The sequence below is a fragment of the Streptomyces sp. NPDC030893 genome, from assembly GCF_055571535.1.
The window spans coordinates 36,889-51,865 of record NZ_JBVIFC010000015.1; the positions used below are offsets into that span (position 1 = coordinate 36,889).

Consider the following 14,977-nt stretch of genomic DNA (forward strand, 5'->3'; position numbering starts at 1 on the left):
GCGGGGGGTGCGGCCGCGCGGGTGCCGCGGGTGAGGCGTGCGCTCCGCGCGGGTGCCGCGGGTGCCGTCGTGGCACGTGCGCTGCCGGTGCCGCATGCCGGTGACGCCTGCGTCGCGGGTGCCGGTACCGCCTGCGCCGCGGGTGCCGGTACCGCCTGCGCCGTGGGTGCCGTGGGTGCCGCTGTGCTGCCGGTGCCGTGGGTGCCGCCTGCGCCGCGGGCTCACAGGTGCCCCGTACGCCGCCGCGGGCGACACGTGCGCATGCCGGTGACGCGCTTCGGTGACGCCGGTGACATTTGCGCCACCGGTGACGCCTGCGTCGTGGGTGCTGTGGGTGCCGCGGATGCGGCCTGTGCTGCCGACTACCGCCTGCCCGAGACGTGCCGCAGGTGCCTCGTGCGCCGCCGGGCGACACGTGCGCTGCCGGTGCCCCAAGTGACGCCTGCGCCGCGGATGCCGCCGGTGCCGTGGGCAACACGTGCCCTGCCAGGGCCTCAGGTGACACATGCACCGCGGGTGCCGCTGCTGACGCCGGCGCCCCGGAGGGACTCGGCGGTCAGATCGGGGGCCAGGGGATGGCCGGCCAGTCGGGGCCCGGGAGGGGGTGGACGCGTGTGGTCAGCAGGGACTCGACGCGGGTGCGGGTCGCTTCGATCTCCGCGGGCGTGATCAAGAGGGCCAGGACGGCGGTGAGCGGGCCCGTGGCCGTCAGCGCGCTTCTCAGGGCCTCCAGGGCATCGAGGGCCTCCCCCGTCAGGGGCTCCCCCGCCCAGCCCCACAGCAGGGTGCGCAGCTTGTCCTCGGCGTTGAAGGTGACCCCGTGGTCGATGCCGTACAGCCGCCCCTCCGCGGTGGGCAGCAGATGCCCGCCCTTCCGGTCGGCGTTGTTGATCACCGCGTCGAGCACGGCCAGCCGGCGCAGCCGCTCGTCGTCCGCGTGCACCAGCAGCGCGGGGCGGCCCTCCTCCGCCTCCGCGAACCCGATCGCCTTCCAGCCGGGTCCGGGCTCCTCGCCGTCCACCAGGGCGAGGAGTTCCGCGCCCGGAGCCGTCTCGATCCACAGCTGGCACATGCCCTCGCCGTACGGGCCGTCCCGCAGCACGGTGGGCGGGACGAGCCCCCAGCCGGTCACCTCCGAGACCTCGTACGCGGCGACCTCGCGTCCGGCGAGCGTCCCGTCGGGGAAGTCCCACAGGGGCCGCTCCCCGGCGACCGGCTTGTAGACGCAGGCCGCCTCGCGCCCCTCGTGGGTGACGGTGCAGTACAGCGCCGCGTTCGACGCCTCACGGATGCGTCCGCGCACGGTCAGCTCGCCCTCGGCGAGCAGGACGGCGGCGGCCGGGTCGACGGCCGTCACGCCTGGCGGCGGTATCCGTTCTGGCGCGGACATACGTGTCCCTCCGGGTCGAGCGGGAGACTGCACAGCGGACACGGCGGCCGCCCCGCGTTGACAACGTCCAGGGCACGCTTGGCGAAGGCCCGCGCCTGCGCGCCGGTGAGGCGGACGCGCAGCATCGGGGGCCCGTTCTCCTCGTCCTGGAGCAGCCGCTCCTCCGCCTCGGCGAGGTCCTCCTCGGAGTCGGCGTCCAGTTCGACCAGTGCCTGCGCCTCGACGACCATGCGCTGGTCCTCGCCGTCCCAGGCGAGCGCCATGGTGCCGACCCGGAACTCCTCCTCCACGGGGGTGTCCAGCGGGGCGGTGTCGGCGACCTCGGTCGGCGCCATCGCCGGCACCGCGGCGCTGCCGCCGCTGCGGCGCACGACCTCGTCGAGCAGTTCGTCCATGCGCTCGGCGAGCGCGGCGACCTGGGTCTTCTCCAGGGCCACGCTGGTCACCCGGGAGCCGGCGGAAGCCTGGAGGAAGAACGTACGGCGCCCTGGCAGTCCGACCGTACCGGCCACGAAACGTTCCGGCTGGTCGTAGAGGAACACCTGACGGGACACGTCCTGTCTCCATTGAGAGTCGTGGGAACGGGCGGGCTGTGCACGGGACGGGCCGTGCACGGGCGGTTCAAGGGGAACGCACTGCTGCGATCGCTTCACCCTACTGCGGCCGACGATCACGGTGCGCCCGCGTCACCCCCGACCGTGGCGTCGTCGGCCGGCGCCTCCTCGCGCGGCACCAGGGACGCGAAGTCCCCGGTGTCGCCGAGACGGACGAGGAACGGGCGCAGCCGTGTGTAACGGATCGCGGTGATGGAACACGGTTCAACGGCAATCCGCTGGAAGAGGTCGAGATGAAGTCCGAGTGCCTCCGCGACGAGAGACTTGATGATGTCGCCGTGCGAGCACATGAGGTAGACGGCGTCGGCGCCGTGCTCGCGCTCCACACGCGCGTTCCACTCGCGCACCGCCTCCGCGGCGCGCGTCTGCATCGCGCGCATGGACTCCCCGCCCGGGAAGGCCGCCGCCGACGGATGCGCCTGGACGACGTCCATGAGCGGCTCGTCCTTCAGCTCGGCGAGCTTGCGGCCCGTCCAGTCGCCGTAATCGCACTCTCCGATGCGGTCGTCGGTGTGCGGGGTGAGGCCGGGACGTGTCTCCAGCAGCGGCCGGATCGTCTCCCGGCAGCGCTGGAGGGGGCTGGTGACGATCTCGGCCAGCGGCAGCCCGGCGAGCCGTCCGGGCAGTGCGGCGGCCTGCGCGGCCCCGCGGTCGTCGAGGGCCACGCCCGGCGTCCGGCCGGCGAGCAGTCCCTCGGTGTTGGCGGTGGAGCGTCCGTGCCGGACCAGGAGCAACGTGGGCATGCGGCCCAGGGTAGGCGTACGGGTGGGCGCGGTGTCCGTGAGGTGACACCGCCGCGGTGTCCGTGATGAGAGAGGGGAAGATACTTCGTGATCGTCGACTGTGCCGTCTACCGGGAGGGACAACGGTCGGAGGGGCCCCGCGACTTCTCCGACGCGCTGGACGAGGCGCGGTCGGCGGGGGGCTTCGTCTGGATCGGGCTGCACGAGCCATCCGCCGAGGAGTTCGACCTGGTCGCGCAGGAGTTCGCGCTGCATCCGCTGGCGGTGGAGGACGCCCTCAAGGCCCATCAGCGGCCCAAGCTCGAGGTGTACGACGACTCGCTCTTCGTGGTCCTCAAACCGGTGGTCTACGAGCCGCGGAGCGACGCCGTCTCCTCCGGCGAGATCATGATCTTCCTCGGTGACTCGTTCGCGGTGAGCGTACGGCACGGGGAGGGCGCCCCGCTGGCCGCGGTCCGCGACCGGCTGGAGCGGGAGCGCGAGTTGCTGGGCGAGGGCGCGACATCGGTGCTCTACGCGGTCGCCGACGCCGTCGTCGACCACTATCTGGAAGTGGCGACCGAACTCCAGACCGACCTGGAGGAACTGGAGGCCGAGGTCTTCACCCCCGACGGCGGTTCGCGGCACACCGCCTCCCGGATCTACGACTTCAAGCGGCAGATCCTGGAGTTCCGCCGGGCCACCGGGCCGCTGGCGCTGCCGATGGCGCGGCTGGCGGGGACCGGCACGTACGGCGGCAGGGTGCCGTTCGTGGAGGACGGGGCGCGGCCCTACTTCCGTGACGTGCACGATCACCTCACGCGCGTGAACGAGTCCGTGGAAGGGCTGGACCGGCTGGTCTCGGACATCCTCTCGGCGCATCTGGCGCAGATGAGCGTGCGGCAGAACGACGACATGCGGAAGATCTCCGCCTGGGCGGCCATGGCCGCGATTCCCACGATGCTCGCGGGGGTCTACGGGATGAACTTCGAGCACATGCCGGAGCTGCGGTGGGAGTGGTCCTATCCGGTGGTGATCCTGGTGATGGGGGTGCTGGAGGTGCTGCTGTACCGGACGTTCAAGGGACGGGGGTGGATGTAGGGCGGCTGGGGCGGGGGGACGAGGGCGGGCCGGGGTGGGGGTGGAGGGGTGAATGCAGGGCGGGCTGGGGTGGGGTGCCTGAGGTCAGGCCACTTCCGGTTCCGGGGTCGCCGGGCCGGCCAGTGCGTTGCGGCGGTCGGGCATCCTGAGGGAGACCATGCGGCGCCAGCCGGCCAGGCGTTCGTACGCGTACACCGCGCGGATGCCCGCCGCGAGGACCGCCGCCTTGGGCCGGGGCCAGTTCAGGATGCGGCCCATGTGGGCCATCACCGCCAGACTGACGTCCCGGTAGACGCGGATCTCCGCCAGCGCGCACTCGCGCAGGGTGCGCTGGATGGCGCGGCCGTGGCCGGCGTACGCGAGGCGCAGCAGTTCCTCGTGGCAGTAGGCGAGGTGGTTGTCCTCGTCGTTGGAGATCATCTTCACCGCGCGGCCCAGGTCGGGGTGGTCGGCGAAGTGCTTGCGGAGCAGTTCCATCTGCTCCGAGGCGCGCTGCTCGGTGACCCTGCTGTGGGCGAGGTAGGTGACGATGTCCTGGACGGTGAGCGGCTCGTCGCGTGTGAGCTGATCGTGGGCCAGGCCGATGCCGTTCTGTTCCAGGAGCATCGTGTAGTCGGTCTCCGGGGGGACCGGGACGGGCTGCAGGCCGCGCTTCTTCATCAGCGCGTGGAAGATGCGACCGTGTTTGTCCTCGTCGGCACCGTGGCGGGTGATCTTGGGGGCGAGGTCGCGCTGGGTCTCGGGGACCAGCGCCGCGATGCGGGCGTTCTCCCAGCCGCCCTGTGACTCGCCGCTGGCGGCGATCGAGCAGAACAGCGCGAACGACTCGTCGTTGTCGAGGATCTCCTGGAACAGGCTCTTCGCCGAAAGCATGGTGTCCACCTCTCCGCGGGCTTCCGCGGTGCTGCGCCGGTGCAGTTCCGCAAAGAATGAGTCAAGTGCGCGGCGGCAGGTGCGGCAACAGGCAGGTCGGACAACTCCGCCAAAAGGTGTACGTGGAGCGTTCGTGAAGGGACGCGTGGGGCGTAACCGCGGGTGCGGCGGGGCGTTGTTGTGGGTGATGGCCGTGGCGGGGTGGACCCCCCGAGCCCCCGCCACGGCCGTGGACCGGCGGCCTCAGGCCAGGCCCGCGCGCTCCAGTGCCTCGGTGCCGGCGCGGAGGGAGGCGAGACGCTCGTCGAGCGTGAAGCCGGCCGGGGCGAGGGTGAGGGTGGTGACCCCTGCGGCGGCGTAGGCCTTCATGCGGTCGGCGATGCGGTCGACGGAACCGAGCAGTGTCGTCTTGTCGATCAGGTCGTGCGGGACGGCCGCTGCCGCGGCCTGCTTGTCGCCGGACAGGTACTTGTCCTGGATCTCGGCGGCCTCCCGCTCGTAACCCATGCGCTGGGCGAGCTGGTTGTAGAAGTTCTGCTTGCGGCTGCCCATGCCGCCGACGTACAGCGCGGTGTAGGGGCGGAAGGTGTCGGCGAGGGTGGTGACGTCCTTGTCGTCGCCGACCGCGAGGGGGACGGTGGGGCAGATGTCGAAGCCGTCGAGGGTCTTGCCGGCCTTCTCGCGGCCCGCGCGGAGATGCCTGACGGCGGTGTCCTCCAAGTGGTCGGCGGAGGGGAAGATCAGCAGGGCGCCGTCGGCGATCTCGCCGGTCTGCTCGAGGTTTTTCGGGCCGATCGCGGCGATGTAGAGGGGGATGTGCTCGCGGTGCGGGTGCACGGTGAGCTTGATCGGCTTGCCGGGGCCGCCGGGGAGGGGGAGGGTCCAGTGTTCGCCGTCGTGGGTGAGGCGTTCGCGGGTCATGGCCTTGCGGATGATCTCGACGTACTCGCGGGTGCGGGCGAGGGGCTTGTCGAACTTGACGCCGTACCAGCCCTCGGAGACCTGGGGGCCGGAGACGCCGAGGCCGAGGCGGAAGCGGCCGCCGGAGAGGGAGTCGAGGGTGGCCGCGGTCATCGCGGTCATGGCGGGCTGGCGGGCGGGGATCTGGAAGATCGCGGAGCCGACGTCGATGCGCTGGGTCTGGGCGGCGACCCAGGTGAGCACCGTGGCGGCGTCGGAGCCGTAGGCCTCCGCGGCCCAGCAGACCGCGTATCCGAGGCGGTCGGCTTCCTGGGCCACGGCGAGGTTGTCCGCGTCCATTCCGGCGCCCCAGTAGCCGAGGTTGATCCCTAGCTGCATGGCCGTCTCCCCTTACCGATGAGTAACGTCGCTTGTGCGGAGACCCTATACCTCCGGTGGGGGTGCGGGTCTTGTGCCTGCGGCGCCACTGTCCCTCCGGTGGGGGTCCGGGCTTCATGCCTGCGGCGCCACTGTCCCTTCGGTGGGGGTGCGGGTAGCGCCTGCGGTGGGTGGGTGGGTCGGTGCCGGGTCGGGGGTGGCCGTCCTCGGACTGGCGCGGAATAGGCCGGCTGGTAGGGGTTCGGGGCGCGGACGCGCCAGTCGCTGCGGGCGGCCACCCCCGCCCCGACCCCTCCCCGCCGCCCGCGACCACTGCCGCACCGCACCGTCCACCCCGGCCGCCGTACGCGGCTGCGGGCAGCACACGGCCACTTCTCCGCTCTCCGCTCTCCGCGCTCCGCGGGCAGTCGTGCCGCTCCTCCGCGCTCCGCGGGCAGTCGTGCCGCTCCTCCGCGCTCCGCGGGCAGTCGTGCCGCTGGGGCGGCACGGGTGGGCGCGACGGCACCCCGTAAGCGCCGGGCTGCGCGAACACCCCCCGCCCCCACACCAACACCGGGCACCCACCAACGACCGGTTGCCAAACCCCGCCCCACGCCAACGCGGCGCACAGCGAACGTCCGGCACGGAAATCGGTTGTCCACAGGAACCCACACCCCCGCCCCCGGCCAGTAATCTCGGCGTTCATGGAGCAGAGGCATCTCGGCCGTACCGGCCTGCGCGTGTCCCGGATCGGGCTCGGGACCCTGACCTGGGGTCGGGACACCGACGAGCACGACGCGGCTGACCTGCTGAAGACCTTCTGGGAGGCCGGCGGCACCCTCGTCGACACCGCCGACGTGTACGGCGACGGAGAGGCCGAGTACCTGCTCGGAAGGCTGATGGAGGGGCTCGTACCGCGCCGCGACCTCGTGATCTCGACGAAGGCCGGCAGCGTGCCCGACCCGGACCGCCGCTTCGACGGCTCCCGGGGACACCTGCTCGCGGCCCTGGACGCCTCGCTCGCCCGGCTCGGCACCGACTACGTCGACGTGTGGCACATCCACGCCTACGACCCCGCCACCCCGCTCGACGAGACACTCCAGGCACTCGACATCGCCGTCGGCAGCGGCCGGGTGCGCTACGCCGGTGTCTCCAACTTCTGCGGCTGGCAGCTCGCCAAGGCCGCGACCTGGCAGCTGGCCGCTCCCGGAGCGCGGACGCGGCTGGCGAGTACGCAGATGGAGTACTCGCTGCTGCAGCGCGGTGTCGAGCGGGAGGTGCTGCCCGCCGCGCTCGATCTCGGGATCGGTCTGCTGCCGTCCTCACCGCTCGGGCGGGGTGTCCTCAGCGGCAAGTACCGGGGCGACGCCACCCCGTCCGACTCCCGGGGCGCCTCGGAGCACCTCGCGCCGTTCGTCGCGCCGTATCTGGACGACACCGCGAGCCGGATCGTGGACGCCGTGACCACGGCGGCGGACGGACTCGCCGTGACCGCGCTCCAGGTGGCGCTCGCCTGGGTCCGGGACCGGCCCGGGGTGGCCGCTCCCATCGTCGGCGCGCGCACCGCGCAGCAGCTCGCGGCGGCGTTGTCAGTGGAGGCGCTTAGTCTTCCTGACGAGATCTGCCGGGCGCTGGACGATGTGTCGGCGCCCGTGCACCGCTATCCCGATCACGACTGGAGCACGCTGTGAGCACCGAGCCGCCCGAGACGCCGGAGGACGCCGAGCCGGGGAGCGCGGACGGCACGCCCGCCGAAGGGGGCGCGCAGGTCTCCGAGGCCGAGGCCGAGCTCGCCGCGCAGCGTCTTGAGCGGGAGCGCATCGAGCGGCGCAAGGCGGAGAAGCAGGGACCGGTCGAGGCCGGGGGCAAGCTGAGTGGTCCGGCGGCCGATCTGCTGGCCGCCGTGCGGGCCGTGGAGAGCGGGCAGAAGCCGGCCGCCACCGTGTTCGAGGAGGTCCGGCCCGCCCCGCGGCGGCCCGCCCCCGAGCCCGTGCGACGGGCACCGGCCGTGACCGCGGATGTTCCCGCCGCCGGCGCCGTCGAGGGGGTGCGGGCGGTGCTGGTCCAGGGGGGTGCTCCCGAGGGGCTCGCCGTGCAGGCCGCGGCCGTGCTGGGTGAGGGGGCCGCCGAGGTGCTGCGCTCCGACCCCTGGCAGTTGCTGCGGGTGTCCGGGGTGCGGCCGGAGCAGGCCGACGGGTTCGCGCGTGCGCTGCTCGGCGCCGAGGCGGGCCCGGGTGACGCGCGGCGGGGCCGTTCGATCGCCGTGTGGCTGCTGGAGCAGGCGGCGCCGGCCGGGCACACCGTCCTGGAGATGGCCGCGCTGGCGGACGCGCTGGGCCGGCAGGGGGTGCCGGAGCCCGAGGGCGCCGTGCAGGACGCCATCTCGGAGGGGGACGTGCTGGTCTTCCAGGACGCCGTCGGCGAGGCCGGGGAGGACGAGGAGCAACCGGTTCACGTACTGGTCGGGCTCGAGCGGTACGCGATGGCCGAGGAGAGCCTCGCCGACGGGCTCGCCCGGCTGGTCAACTCCGTGCCCGCGCAGGGCGGGGCGGAGGACTGGGAGCGTGCGGCCGCCTCCTCGGAGGGGGCCGCCGGTGAACTGATCCGTGCGGTCGCCGGACACGGGCTGGTGCTGCACACCGGCGGCGCTGCCTCGTCGGTGGAGCCCGCGGCGCTGCTGAACGCGGCACATGGCCTGGGGCTGCGGGCCTGGGCCGCTGTGCACAGTCCGCTGGGGCGTGCGCGGTTCGCGGGGCTCGTGGACGGGCCCGGCGTCGCGACGGTCGCCGGGCTGCTGTCCGGCGCCGAGGGGCCGGGGCGGGACGCCGACGGAGCCTGGGACGTGGATCTGCTGGTGGTGCTCGACGCCCCGCAGCTGGATGTCGAGGCCGCCGCCCTGGTGACGGAGTCCCTGCCGGACGGGGCGCGGCTGGTGCTGGCCGGCGACCCCGGGGTGCTGTGGTCGGCGGGGCCGGGACGGGTCTTCGCGGATCTGCTGGCGGCCCGGGTATGCCCGCAGATCTCCTCCCGGCGGCCGGATCCGGGGCCCCTGGGCGAACTGATCTCGGGCATCGGCGTCGGCGAGCTGAACCAGGTGGCGGCGCCCGGCAAGGAGGTCGTGATCGTGCCGGTGCGGGACGCGGGAGAGGCCGTGCACCGGACCGTGCAGTTGGTGGTGGACTCGGTGCCGCGCGCGATCGGGGTGCCGGCCGAGGAGACGCAGGTGATCACCCCGGGGCACGGGGGTGCCGTCGGTACGCGCGCGCTGAACGCGGCCCTGAAGGAGCGGCTGAATCCGGGGCCGGGGCGGTTCGGCGGGTTCGACCCGGGTGACCGGATCGCCTACTCCCCCGCTCCGGGACGTACGCTGCCGGGCCACGTGGTGAAGGCCGACGGCGAGGGGCTGCACCTGGCGTGCGGCGGCGAGGAGATCGTCGTACCGAGGGAGCGGGTGGAGCGGTCCGTGCGGCACGGCTGGGCGCTCACCGCGCACCAGGCGGTGGGCTGCCGGTGGCCCGCGGTGGTCGTGGTGCTGCCCGGCGACGCCGTCCAGGCGCTGAGCCGGCCGTGGGTGTACACGGCGTTCGGCCGGGCCGACCGGCATCTGTCCGTGGTGCACGGGGTGGAGCAGGCTCTGCCGCGCGCCGTGGCCGAGGTGACGGCCAAGCCGCGGACGACCCGGCTGCCCGTACTGCTGGCGCCGCAGGTCCCGGCGGGCGCGGGCGGGTAGGGCCTGTCTGTGGTGGAGTCCGGTGGTCCGCCCCGCGGTCGGTGTCGGGTGCTTGTTCCGGGGTTCCCTGCGCGGCGCCGGGCGTGGGACGTGGATGCGCCCGGTGCGGCGGGGACGGGTGCGGGAGGCGGGCTTCGGTAACGGCTCTGCGCGTGGCGGCGGCAGCCGTCGGGTGCCGCCGCCACGCGGGTGTGGTCAGCGGTCCGCGTCGAGTGGTTCCAGGTCCTCGTCCTCGTCGAGGTCCAGGGCCGGCTCGTCCTCCAGGTCGTCGTCGTTGTCGTCGTCCAGGTCGTCGTCGAAGACGGCGCTGACGTCGAAGCGGCAGACCACCAGCTGCGGATCCACCTGTTCGAACGGGGCCTCCAGCCACTCGCCGGGTTCCGCCGGTTCGTCCGATGCCGTCACCCAGAGCGTGGAATCGCCCTCCTCCAGGCCGAACTCCTTGTGCCGGGAGGCGATCTCGTCCGGCTCGAACTCGCCGAACAGCAGACCGAGCGCGCCGTGCACGGTGCCGGAGGCCTCCGAGCCCTCGTCGTCCGCCGCCTCGATCCGCTGGGCGTGCGCGCGCAGCCGCTGGGGTTCCGCGACGGCGTAGTCGCGGCGGATCAGCACGCTGACCGCGCTCGGCTCCTCGGGGCCGGTGTACGGCGGCGCGTCCCCGGCACCGGGGATCTCGAAGGGAGTGACCTCGTCGTAGCGGTCGTAGAGCAGTTCGTCGTACGTCTCCGCGGCCGCGGCCAGCTCGTTGAACGCCTCGTAGACGGCCGGGTCCTCATCCCCCGACCTGCTTTCGACCGCGGCCAGGTGGCGGTCGAGCGCGGTCTTCACCGCCTCGGCGGCGGCGCGTACCTCGGCAGCGGTGGGCTGCGCAGCATCAGACATAGTGCAGACGCTATCCGTACCGGGGCCCGGCCCGCACAATAGATGCGATGCCGGAATACGAATTCGCCGACGTGTACGTGCCGCGCGGGGTCTCCCGCAAGGAGACGGCACGTCTGCTGACGGACCACGCGGAGTACGGTCACTGGGAGTTGTACCGCCTGACGCTGATGCGTGACGGCAGCCGCAGGGTGCGGCTGCGGCGGCGGATCATCCGCCAGGTGCGCGCCACCTGGTGAGCTCGCCTCGGCCGGAATCACACGACGGAGCGGGCCCCGCGGTCGCGGGGCCCGCTCCGTCGTGTGGGGGATGTCACGCGGCGCTGCGGGCCTTGCGGTAGAGGACCGCGCCGGCGAGCAGGGCGCCCGCGCCGACCGGGAGGACGAGGCCCATCGGGAGGTCGCTGCCGGTCTCGGCCAGCTGTGCGTCGGCCCGGGGCTGGGTGACGGTCTGGGTGTCCGGCCGGTTTCCGTCCGGGGAGCCGGGCGGGGTCCGGTCGCCGGGGGTCTCCGGCTCGTCCCCGGGGATCTCCGGCTGCTCGGGGCTGCCCGGGTCGCCGGGCTGTTCCGGCGTCTCGGGAACGGAGTCGCCGTTGGCGCAGCCGTTGCCCTCGGTCGCGTTGCCCGCGCCGAGGACGTCGACGCTGTTGCCGCAGACGTTCACCGGGATGTGCACCGGGGCCTGGACCTGGTTGCCGGAGCCCACGCCGGGCGAGTCGCCCGTACGGGCGTCGGCGTCCGAGCCGCCGTGGTGGCCCGAGCCGCCGTGGTCGTCCGACGCGGAGGCGCCGCCCTCGTTGGCGCAGGAGTTGCCGACGGACGGGTTGAGGACGCCGGCGACGTCGACGGTGTTGCCGCAGACGTTGACCGGCGCGTGCACCGGCGCCTGCACCGTGTTGCCGGACAGTACGCCGGGTGATCCGGTGGCGGCGCCCGTCGCGCCGGAGTGGGCGTGGGCGGCCCCGCCCGCGGCGGCGAGCACTCCCGTGGCGGCCGCCATGGTCATCAGGCCCTTGCGGGTGACCTGTCGCATGTGATGAATTCCTGCTTTCGAACCTGGTCCCGGGAATCGGTGCTCCCCCGATTGCCGGTGTTCCGACGTATTCCGAGACCCGTCGGCCCCGGAGCGCATGGCGCGCGCTCCGGGGCCGACGGGCTCAAACCCTCAGCGGGCATGCCCTAGGGGGCGAGACACAACGTCACGCGTTGACGCAGGTGTTGCCGAAGGCCGGGTTCAGCAGGCCGATCACGGAGATCGTGTTGCCGCAGGCGTTCACCGGGATGTGGATCGGAGCCTGGACGACGTTGCCGGAAAGGACACCCGGGGAGTGCACGGCGGCACCCTGGGCGCCCGAGTCGGCGGCGGCCATGCCCGCGCCCGCGAGAACCAGACCACCGGTGGCAGCGGCGACGGCGACGACCTTCTTGAGCATTGTTCCTCCTTGTTGGCAAAGCGATCCAAAGTCGCGGATCACATCACGGGTAACGAGGAGGAAGTAATCAGGCTACGAGCTTATGGTCGCATTCACTCTTCCCGGGCAACTCCGCACGCCTGCCCGAATATTGAGCCGACCCGCCCACCGGGTCAGGAGGCGTCCAGGAATCGGTCGAGCACGCGCACACCGAACTTCAGGCCGTCCACCGGCACCCGCTCGTCGACCCCGTGGAACATGCCCGCGAAGTCCAGCTCCGGGGGCAGCTTCAGCGGCGCGAAACCGAAGCAGCGGATGCCGAGGTCGTCGAAGGACTTGGCGTCGGTGCCGCCGGAGAGCATGTACGGCACGGCCCGGGCGATCGGGTCCTCGGCGCGCAGGGCGGTCTGCATGGCGTCGACGAGCCGGCCGTCGAAGTCGGTCTCCAGGGCCTTGTCGGAGTGCACGTCCTCGCGCCGCACGCGCGGGCCGAGGATCCGGTCGAGGTCGGCGAGGAACTCCTCCTCGTAGCCCGGCAGGAAGCGGCCGTCGACATGCGCGGTGGCCTGGCCGGGGATGACGTTGACCTTGTAGCCGGCGCCGAGCATGGTGGGCGCCGCCGAGTTGCGCAGGGTGGTGCCGATCATGCGGGCGATGCCGCCGAGCTTGGCGAGGGTCTCGTCCATGTTCTCCGGGTCGAGCTCGGTGCCGAGCGCGTCGGAGAGTTCGTCCAGGAAGGCCCGTACGGTCTTGGTGACCCTGACCGGCCACTTGTGCCGGCCGAGGCGGGCGACGGCCTCGCACAGTTCGGTGATGGCGTTGTCGTCGTTGGTCATCGAGCCGTGCCCGGCGGTGCCGTCGACGGTGAGCCGCATCCAGTGCATGCCCTTCTCGGCGGTCTCGACGAGGTAGAGGCGCAGCTTCTCGTTGACGGTGAAGGAGAACCCGCCGACCTCGCCGATCGCCTCGGTGACCCCCTCGAACAGCTCGGGGTGCTCGCGCACCAGGTGTTTGGCTCCGTACGTGCCGCCGGCCTCCTCGTCCGCGAGGAAGGCGAGGACGATGTCGCGCGGGGGTTTGCGTCCGCTGCGCATCCGGTCGCGGACGACCGCGAGGGTCATCGCGTCCATGTCCTTCATGTCGACGGCCCCGCGCCCCCACACGCATCCGTCGGCGATCTCGCCGGAGAACGGGTGGTGGGTCCAGTCGTCCGCGTTGGCCGGTACGACGTCGGTGTGGCCGTGGATGAGCAGCGCGGGCCGGGACGGGTCCTCGCCCTCGATCCGCGCCACGGTGGAGGCGCGCCCCGGGTGCGACTCGAAGATCTTCGGCTCCAGGCCCACCTCGGCGAGCTTCTCCGCGACGTACTCGGCCGCCCTGCGCTCGCCGGGGCCCGAGTGGTCGCCGTAGTTGCTGGTGTCGATCCGGATCAGCTCGCGGCAGAGGTCCACGACCTCGTCCTCACCGGTGACGCCCTTGGCCGTGCCCGTCTCGCTCACGTGCTTCCTCCCGCTGCTGGTGTTCCGGCTGGTCGGTCCTGCCCTCATCCTCCCTCCCCGGCGGGCGGGCCCCAAGACCCGGCCCGGCCCGTCGCCCGCCGTTCGGCACGACGACGCGACGGCGCGGGGGTGATCGGCCACCCCGGAACACCTGGTAATGTTTACTTCGTCGCCGCGGGGGGAAACCCGCGCGACAGACACCTTGTCCGGGTGGCGGAATGGCAGACGCGCTAGCTTGAGGTGCTAGTGCCCTTTATCGGGCGTGGGGGTTCAAGTCCCCCCTCGGACACATGAAGCGTGAGGGCCGCGACCGCGAGGTCGCGGCCCTCACGGCGTTGTCGGCGGAGGGTGACCATGACCGCGCGTTCCTGCCCCTGCGGGCTTCCCGAGGCGTACGAGGCCTGCTGCGGGCGTTTCCACACGGGTTCCGCCGCCGCGCCCACCGCCGAGCGGCTGATGCGGTCGCGGTACTGCGCGTTCGTGCGGCGGGACGGCGCGTATCTGCTGCGCACGTGGCATCCGGGGACGCGGCCGGAGCGGCTCGACCTCGACCCCGGGATGCGCTGGACCGGGCTGGAGATCCTGGACACCGAGGCCGGGTCCGCGTTCCACTCCACCGGGACGGTGACCTTCCGGGCCTCCTACCGGGGCGGCTCGCTGCACGAGCGCAGCCGGTTCGAGCGGGCCGGCGGGGTGTGGGTGTACGTGGACGGGGAGTTCCTCGGCTAGCGCGGCCGCGTCAGGGCGCCAGGATGTCCAGTTCCTGGAGGGCGCCCTCGGTGATCTCGCGGGTGAGGCGCTCCGCGCGGGCGGCGTCGCGGGCGCGGACCGCCTCGGCGAGCCGGACATGCAGGGTGACGGCCGCCGGGTCGGGGTCCTCGAACATCACGTCGTGGTGGGTGCGTCCGGTCAGGACCTCGGCGACGACGTCGCCGAGGCGGGCGAACATCTCGTTGCCGGAGGCGGTCAGGATCACGCGGTGGAAGGCCACGTCGTGGAAGAGGTATCCCTCCAGCTTGTGACCGCGTGAGTGGGCGACCATGCCGAGGGCGCACTCGGTGAGTTCGGCGCACTGCTCCGCCGTGGCGTTGCGCGCGGCCAGGGCCGCCGCCACCGGTTCGATCGCGGAGCGCAGGACGGTGAGCGAGCGCAGTTGCCGGGGCCGGTCCGCGCCGGTCAGGCGCCAGCGGATGACCTGGGGGTCGTACACGTTCCACTCGCAGGCCGGCAGGACCGTCACGCCGACGCGGCGCCGGGACTCGACCAGGTGCATGGACTCCAGGACCCGGACCACCTCGCGCATCACGGAACGTGACACGTCGAAGCGCTGGGCGAGCTCGTCGGTGCGCAGCACACTGCCCGGCGGGTAGTCGCCTGCGGTGATCTCGGGGCCGAGGGTGTCCAGTACCCGACCGTGCAGCCCTCGGCCCGTGGTGCTCATGCACTCAGAGTACGGGGCGGATCACGCGAAGAAAAAGTC

Annotated in this window: 14 protein-coding genes, 1 tRNA gene and 1 pseudogene; 6 read left to right on the forward strand and 10 right to left on the reverse strand. The window is 72.8% G+C overall.

Annotated features, from left to right (window positions below):
- Nucleotides 1-556: 556 nt before the first annotated feature.
- The 3 genes from ACZ434_RS25350 to ACZ434_RS25360 all read right to left on the reverse strand — a co-directional run bounded on the left by ACZ434_RS25350 (nt 557) and on the right by ACZ434_RS25360 (nt 2,747).
- The gene (locus ACZ434_RS25350) at nt 557-1,357 is read right to left on the reverse strand and encodes an SCO1664 family protein (protein WP_468459619.1); all 801 of its coding nucleotides are present in this window, start codon (nt 1,355-1,357) and stop codon (nt 557-559) included.
- Complete coding sequence (locus ACZ434_RS25355; protein WP_468459621.1) at nt 1,354-1,944, reverse strand: DUF3090 domain-containing protein; 591 nt, start codon at nt 1,942-1,944, stop codon at nt 1,354-1,356. The genes ACZ434_RS25350 and ACZ434_RS25355 overlap by 4 nt, the downstream gene beginning before the upstream one ends.
- A 116-nt stretch (nt 1,945-2,060) precedes the next feature.
- A complete protein-coding gene (locus tag ACZ434_RS25360) occupies nt 2,061-2,747 on the reverse strand; it encodes a histidine phosphatase family protein (RefSeq protein ID WP_468459623.1) in 687 nt (228 codons plus the stop codon).
- An 87-nt stretch (nt 2,748-2,834) separates the two neighbouring features.
- Between ACZ434_RS25360 and ACZ434_RS25365 the strand changes: the two genes are divergently transcribed.
- A complete protein-coding gene (locus ACZ434_RS25365; RefSeq protein ID WP_468459625.1) occupies nt 2,835-3,827 on the forward strand; it encodes a magnesium and cobalt transport protein CorA in 993 nt (330 codons plus the stop codon).
- A gap of 84 nt (nt 3,828-3,911) precedes the next feature.
- Here the strand turns inward: ACZ434_RS25365 and ACZ434_RS25370 are convergent, their stop codons facing one another.
- Nucleotides 3,912-4,700 carry a ferritin-like domain-containing protein gene (locus ACZ434_RS25370; protein WP_468459627.1) on the reverse strand — a complete coding sequence of 263 codons (789 nt, stop codon included), beginning with the start codon at nt 4,698-4,700 and terminating at the stop codon, nt 3,912-3,914.
- Nucleotides 4,701-4,943: 243 nt separating this feature from the next.
- Nucleotides 4,944-5,999, reverse strand: a complete 1,056-nt coding sequence (locus tag ACZ434_RS25375; protein ID WP_468459629.1) for an LLM class F420-dependent oxidoreductase — start codon at nt 5,997-5,999, stop codon at nt 4,944-4,946.
- A gap of 683 nt (nt 6,000-6,682) precedes the next feature.
- Here ACZ434_RS25375 and ACZ434_RS25380 point away from each other — a divergent pair.
- Together ACZ434_RS25380 and ACZ434_RS25385 are read left to right on the forward strand one after the other, a co-directional pair.
- Nucleotides 6,683-7,669: an aldo/keto reductase gene (locus ACZ434_RS25380; RefSeq protein ID WP_468459631.1), complete on the forward strand. Its 987-nt coding sequence runs from the start codon at nt 6,683-6,685 to the stop codon at nt 7,667-7,669.
- 356 nt (nt 7,670-8,025) lie between these two features.
- Nucleotides 8,026-8,271: pseudogene (locus ACZ434_RS25385) on the forward strand (helix-hairpin-helix domain-containing protein); the annotation flags it as partial.
- Between the two features lie 1,632 nt (nt 8,272-9,903).
- Here the strand turns inward: ACZ434_RS25385 and ACZ434_RS25390 are convergent.
- Nucleotides 9,904-10,590 (reverse strand): hypothetical protein, encoded by a 687-nt coding sequence (locus ACZ434_RS25390; protein ID WP_468459633.1) that lies wholly within the window; start codon nt 10,588-10,590, stop codon nt 9,904-9,906.
- Nucleotides 10,591-10,637: 47 nt separating this feature from the next.
- Here ACZ434_RS25390 and ACZ434_RS25395 point away from each other — a divergent pair, with 47 nt between their 5' ends.
- A complete protein-coding gene (locus ACZ434_RS25395; RefSeq protein WP_030225438.1) occupies nt 10,638-10,826 on the forward strand; it encodes a DUF5703 family protein in 189 nt (62 codons plus the stop codon).
- A 73-nt stretch (nt 10,827-10,899) separates the two neighbouring features.
- Here the strand turns inward: ACZ434_RS25395 and ACZ434_RS25400 are convergent, their stop codons facing one another.
- The 3 genes from ACZ434_RS25400 to ACZ434_RS25410 all read right to left on the reverse strand — a co-directional run bounded on the left by ACZ434_RS25400 (nt 10,900) and on the right by ACZ434_RS25410 (nt 13,497).
- Nucleotides 10,900-11,619, reverse strand: a complete 720-nt coding sequence (locus tag ACZ434_RS25400) for a chaplin (protein WP_468459636.1) — start codon at nt 11,617-11,619, stop codon at nt 10,900-10,902.
- 166 nt (nt 11,620-11,785) lie between these two features.
- On the reverse strand, nt 11,786-12,019 hold the full coding sequence (chpH, locus tag ACZ434_RS25405; protein ID WP_468459638.1) for a chaplin ChpH: 234 nt from the start codon (nt 12,017-12,019) through the stop codon (nt 11,786-11,788).
- A gap of 152 nt (nt 12,020-12,171) precedes the next feature.
- Entirely contained in the window at nt 12,172-13,497 is a 1,326-nt protein-coding gene (locus ACZ434_RS25410; RefSeq protein WP_468459640.1) for a M20/M25/M40 family metallo-hydrolase, read from the reverse strand.
- A 204-nt stretch (nt 13,498-13,701) separates the two neighbouring features.
- On the opposite strand from ACZ434_RS25410, the gene ACZ434_RS25415 reads away from it, so the two are divergent.
- A tRNA-Leu gene (locus ACZ434_RS25415) sits at nt 13,702-13,786 on the forward strand.
- A 65-nt stretch (nt 13,787-13,851) separates the two neighbouring features.
- Nucleotides 13,852-14,226, forward strand: coding sequence for a YchJ family protein (locus ACZ434_RS25420; protein ID WP_468459642.1), 375 nt, complete (start codon nt 13,852-13,854; stop codon nt 14,224-14,226).
- Nucleotides 14,227-14,236: 10 nt separating this feature from the next.
- On the opposite strand, the gene ACZ434_RS25425 is transcribed toward ACZ434_RS25420, so the two are convergent.
- Complete coding sequence (locus ACZ434_RS25425) at nt 14,237-14,938, reverse strand: FadR/GntR family transcriptional regulator (RefSeq protein WP_468459644.1); 702 nt, start codon at nt 14,936-14,938, stop codon at nt 14,237-14,239.
- Nucleotides 14,939-14,977: the final 39 nt, after the last annotated feature.

Excerpts from the sequence above, each read along its gene's own strand:
- ACZ434_RS25420 (WP_468459642.1), top strand. The coding sequence starts at position 13,852 with ATGACCGCGCGTTCCTGCCCCTGCGGGCTTCCCGAGGCGTACGAGGCC.
- ACZ434_RS25375 (WP_468459629.1), bottom strand. The coding sequence starts at position 5,999 with ATGCAGCTAGGGATCAACCTCGGCTACTGGGGCGCCGGAATGGACGCG.
- ACZ434_RS25395 (WP_030225438.1), top strand. The coding sequence starts at position 10,638 with ATGCCGGAATACGAATTCGCCGACGTGTACGTGCCGCGCGGGGTCTCC.
- ACZ434_RS25380 (WP_468459631.1), top strand. The coding sequence starts at position 6,683 with ATGGAGCAGAGGCATCTCGGCCGTACCGGCCTGCGCGTGTCCCGGATC.
- chpH (WP_468459638.1), bottom strand. The coding sequence starts at position 12,019 with ATGCTCAAGAAGGTCGTCGCCGTCGCCGCTGCCACCGGTGGTCTGGTT.
- ACZ434_RS25425 (WP_468459644.1), bottom strand. The coding sequence starts at position 14,938 with ATGAGCACCACGGGCCGAGGGCTGCACGGTCGGGTACTGGACACCCTC.
- ACZ434_RS25370 (WP_468459627.1), bottom strand. The coding sequence starts at position 4,700 with ATGCTTTCGGCGAAGAGCCTGTTCCAGGAGATCCTCGACAACGACGAG.
- ACZ434_RS25390 (WP_468459633.1), bottom strand. The coding sequence starts at position 10,590 with ATGTCTGATGCTGCGCAGCCCACCGCTGCCGAGGTACGCGCCGCCGCC.
- ACZ434_RS25360 (WP_468459623.1), bottom strand. The coding sequence starts at position 2,747 with ATGCCCACGTTGCTCCTGGTCCGGCACGGACGCTCCACCGCCAACACC.
- ACZ434_RS25400 (WP_468459636.1), bottom strand. The coding sequence starts at position 11,619 with ATGCGACAGGTCACCCGCAAGGGCCTGATGACCATGGCGGCCGCCACG.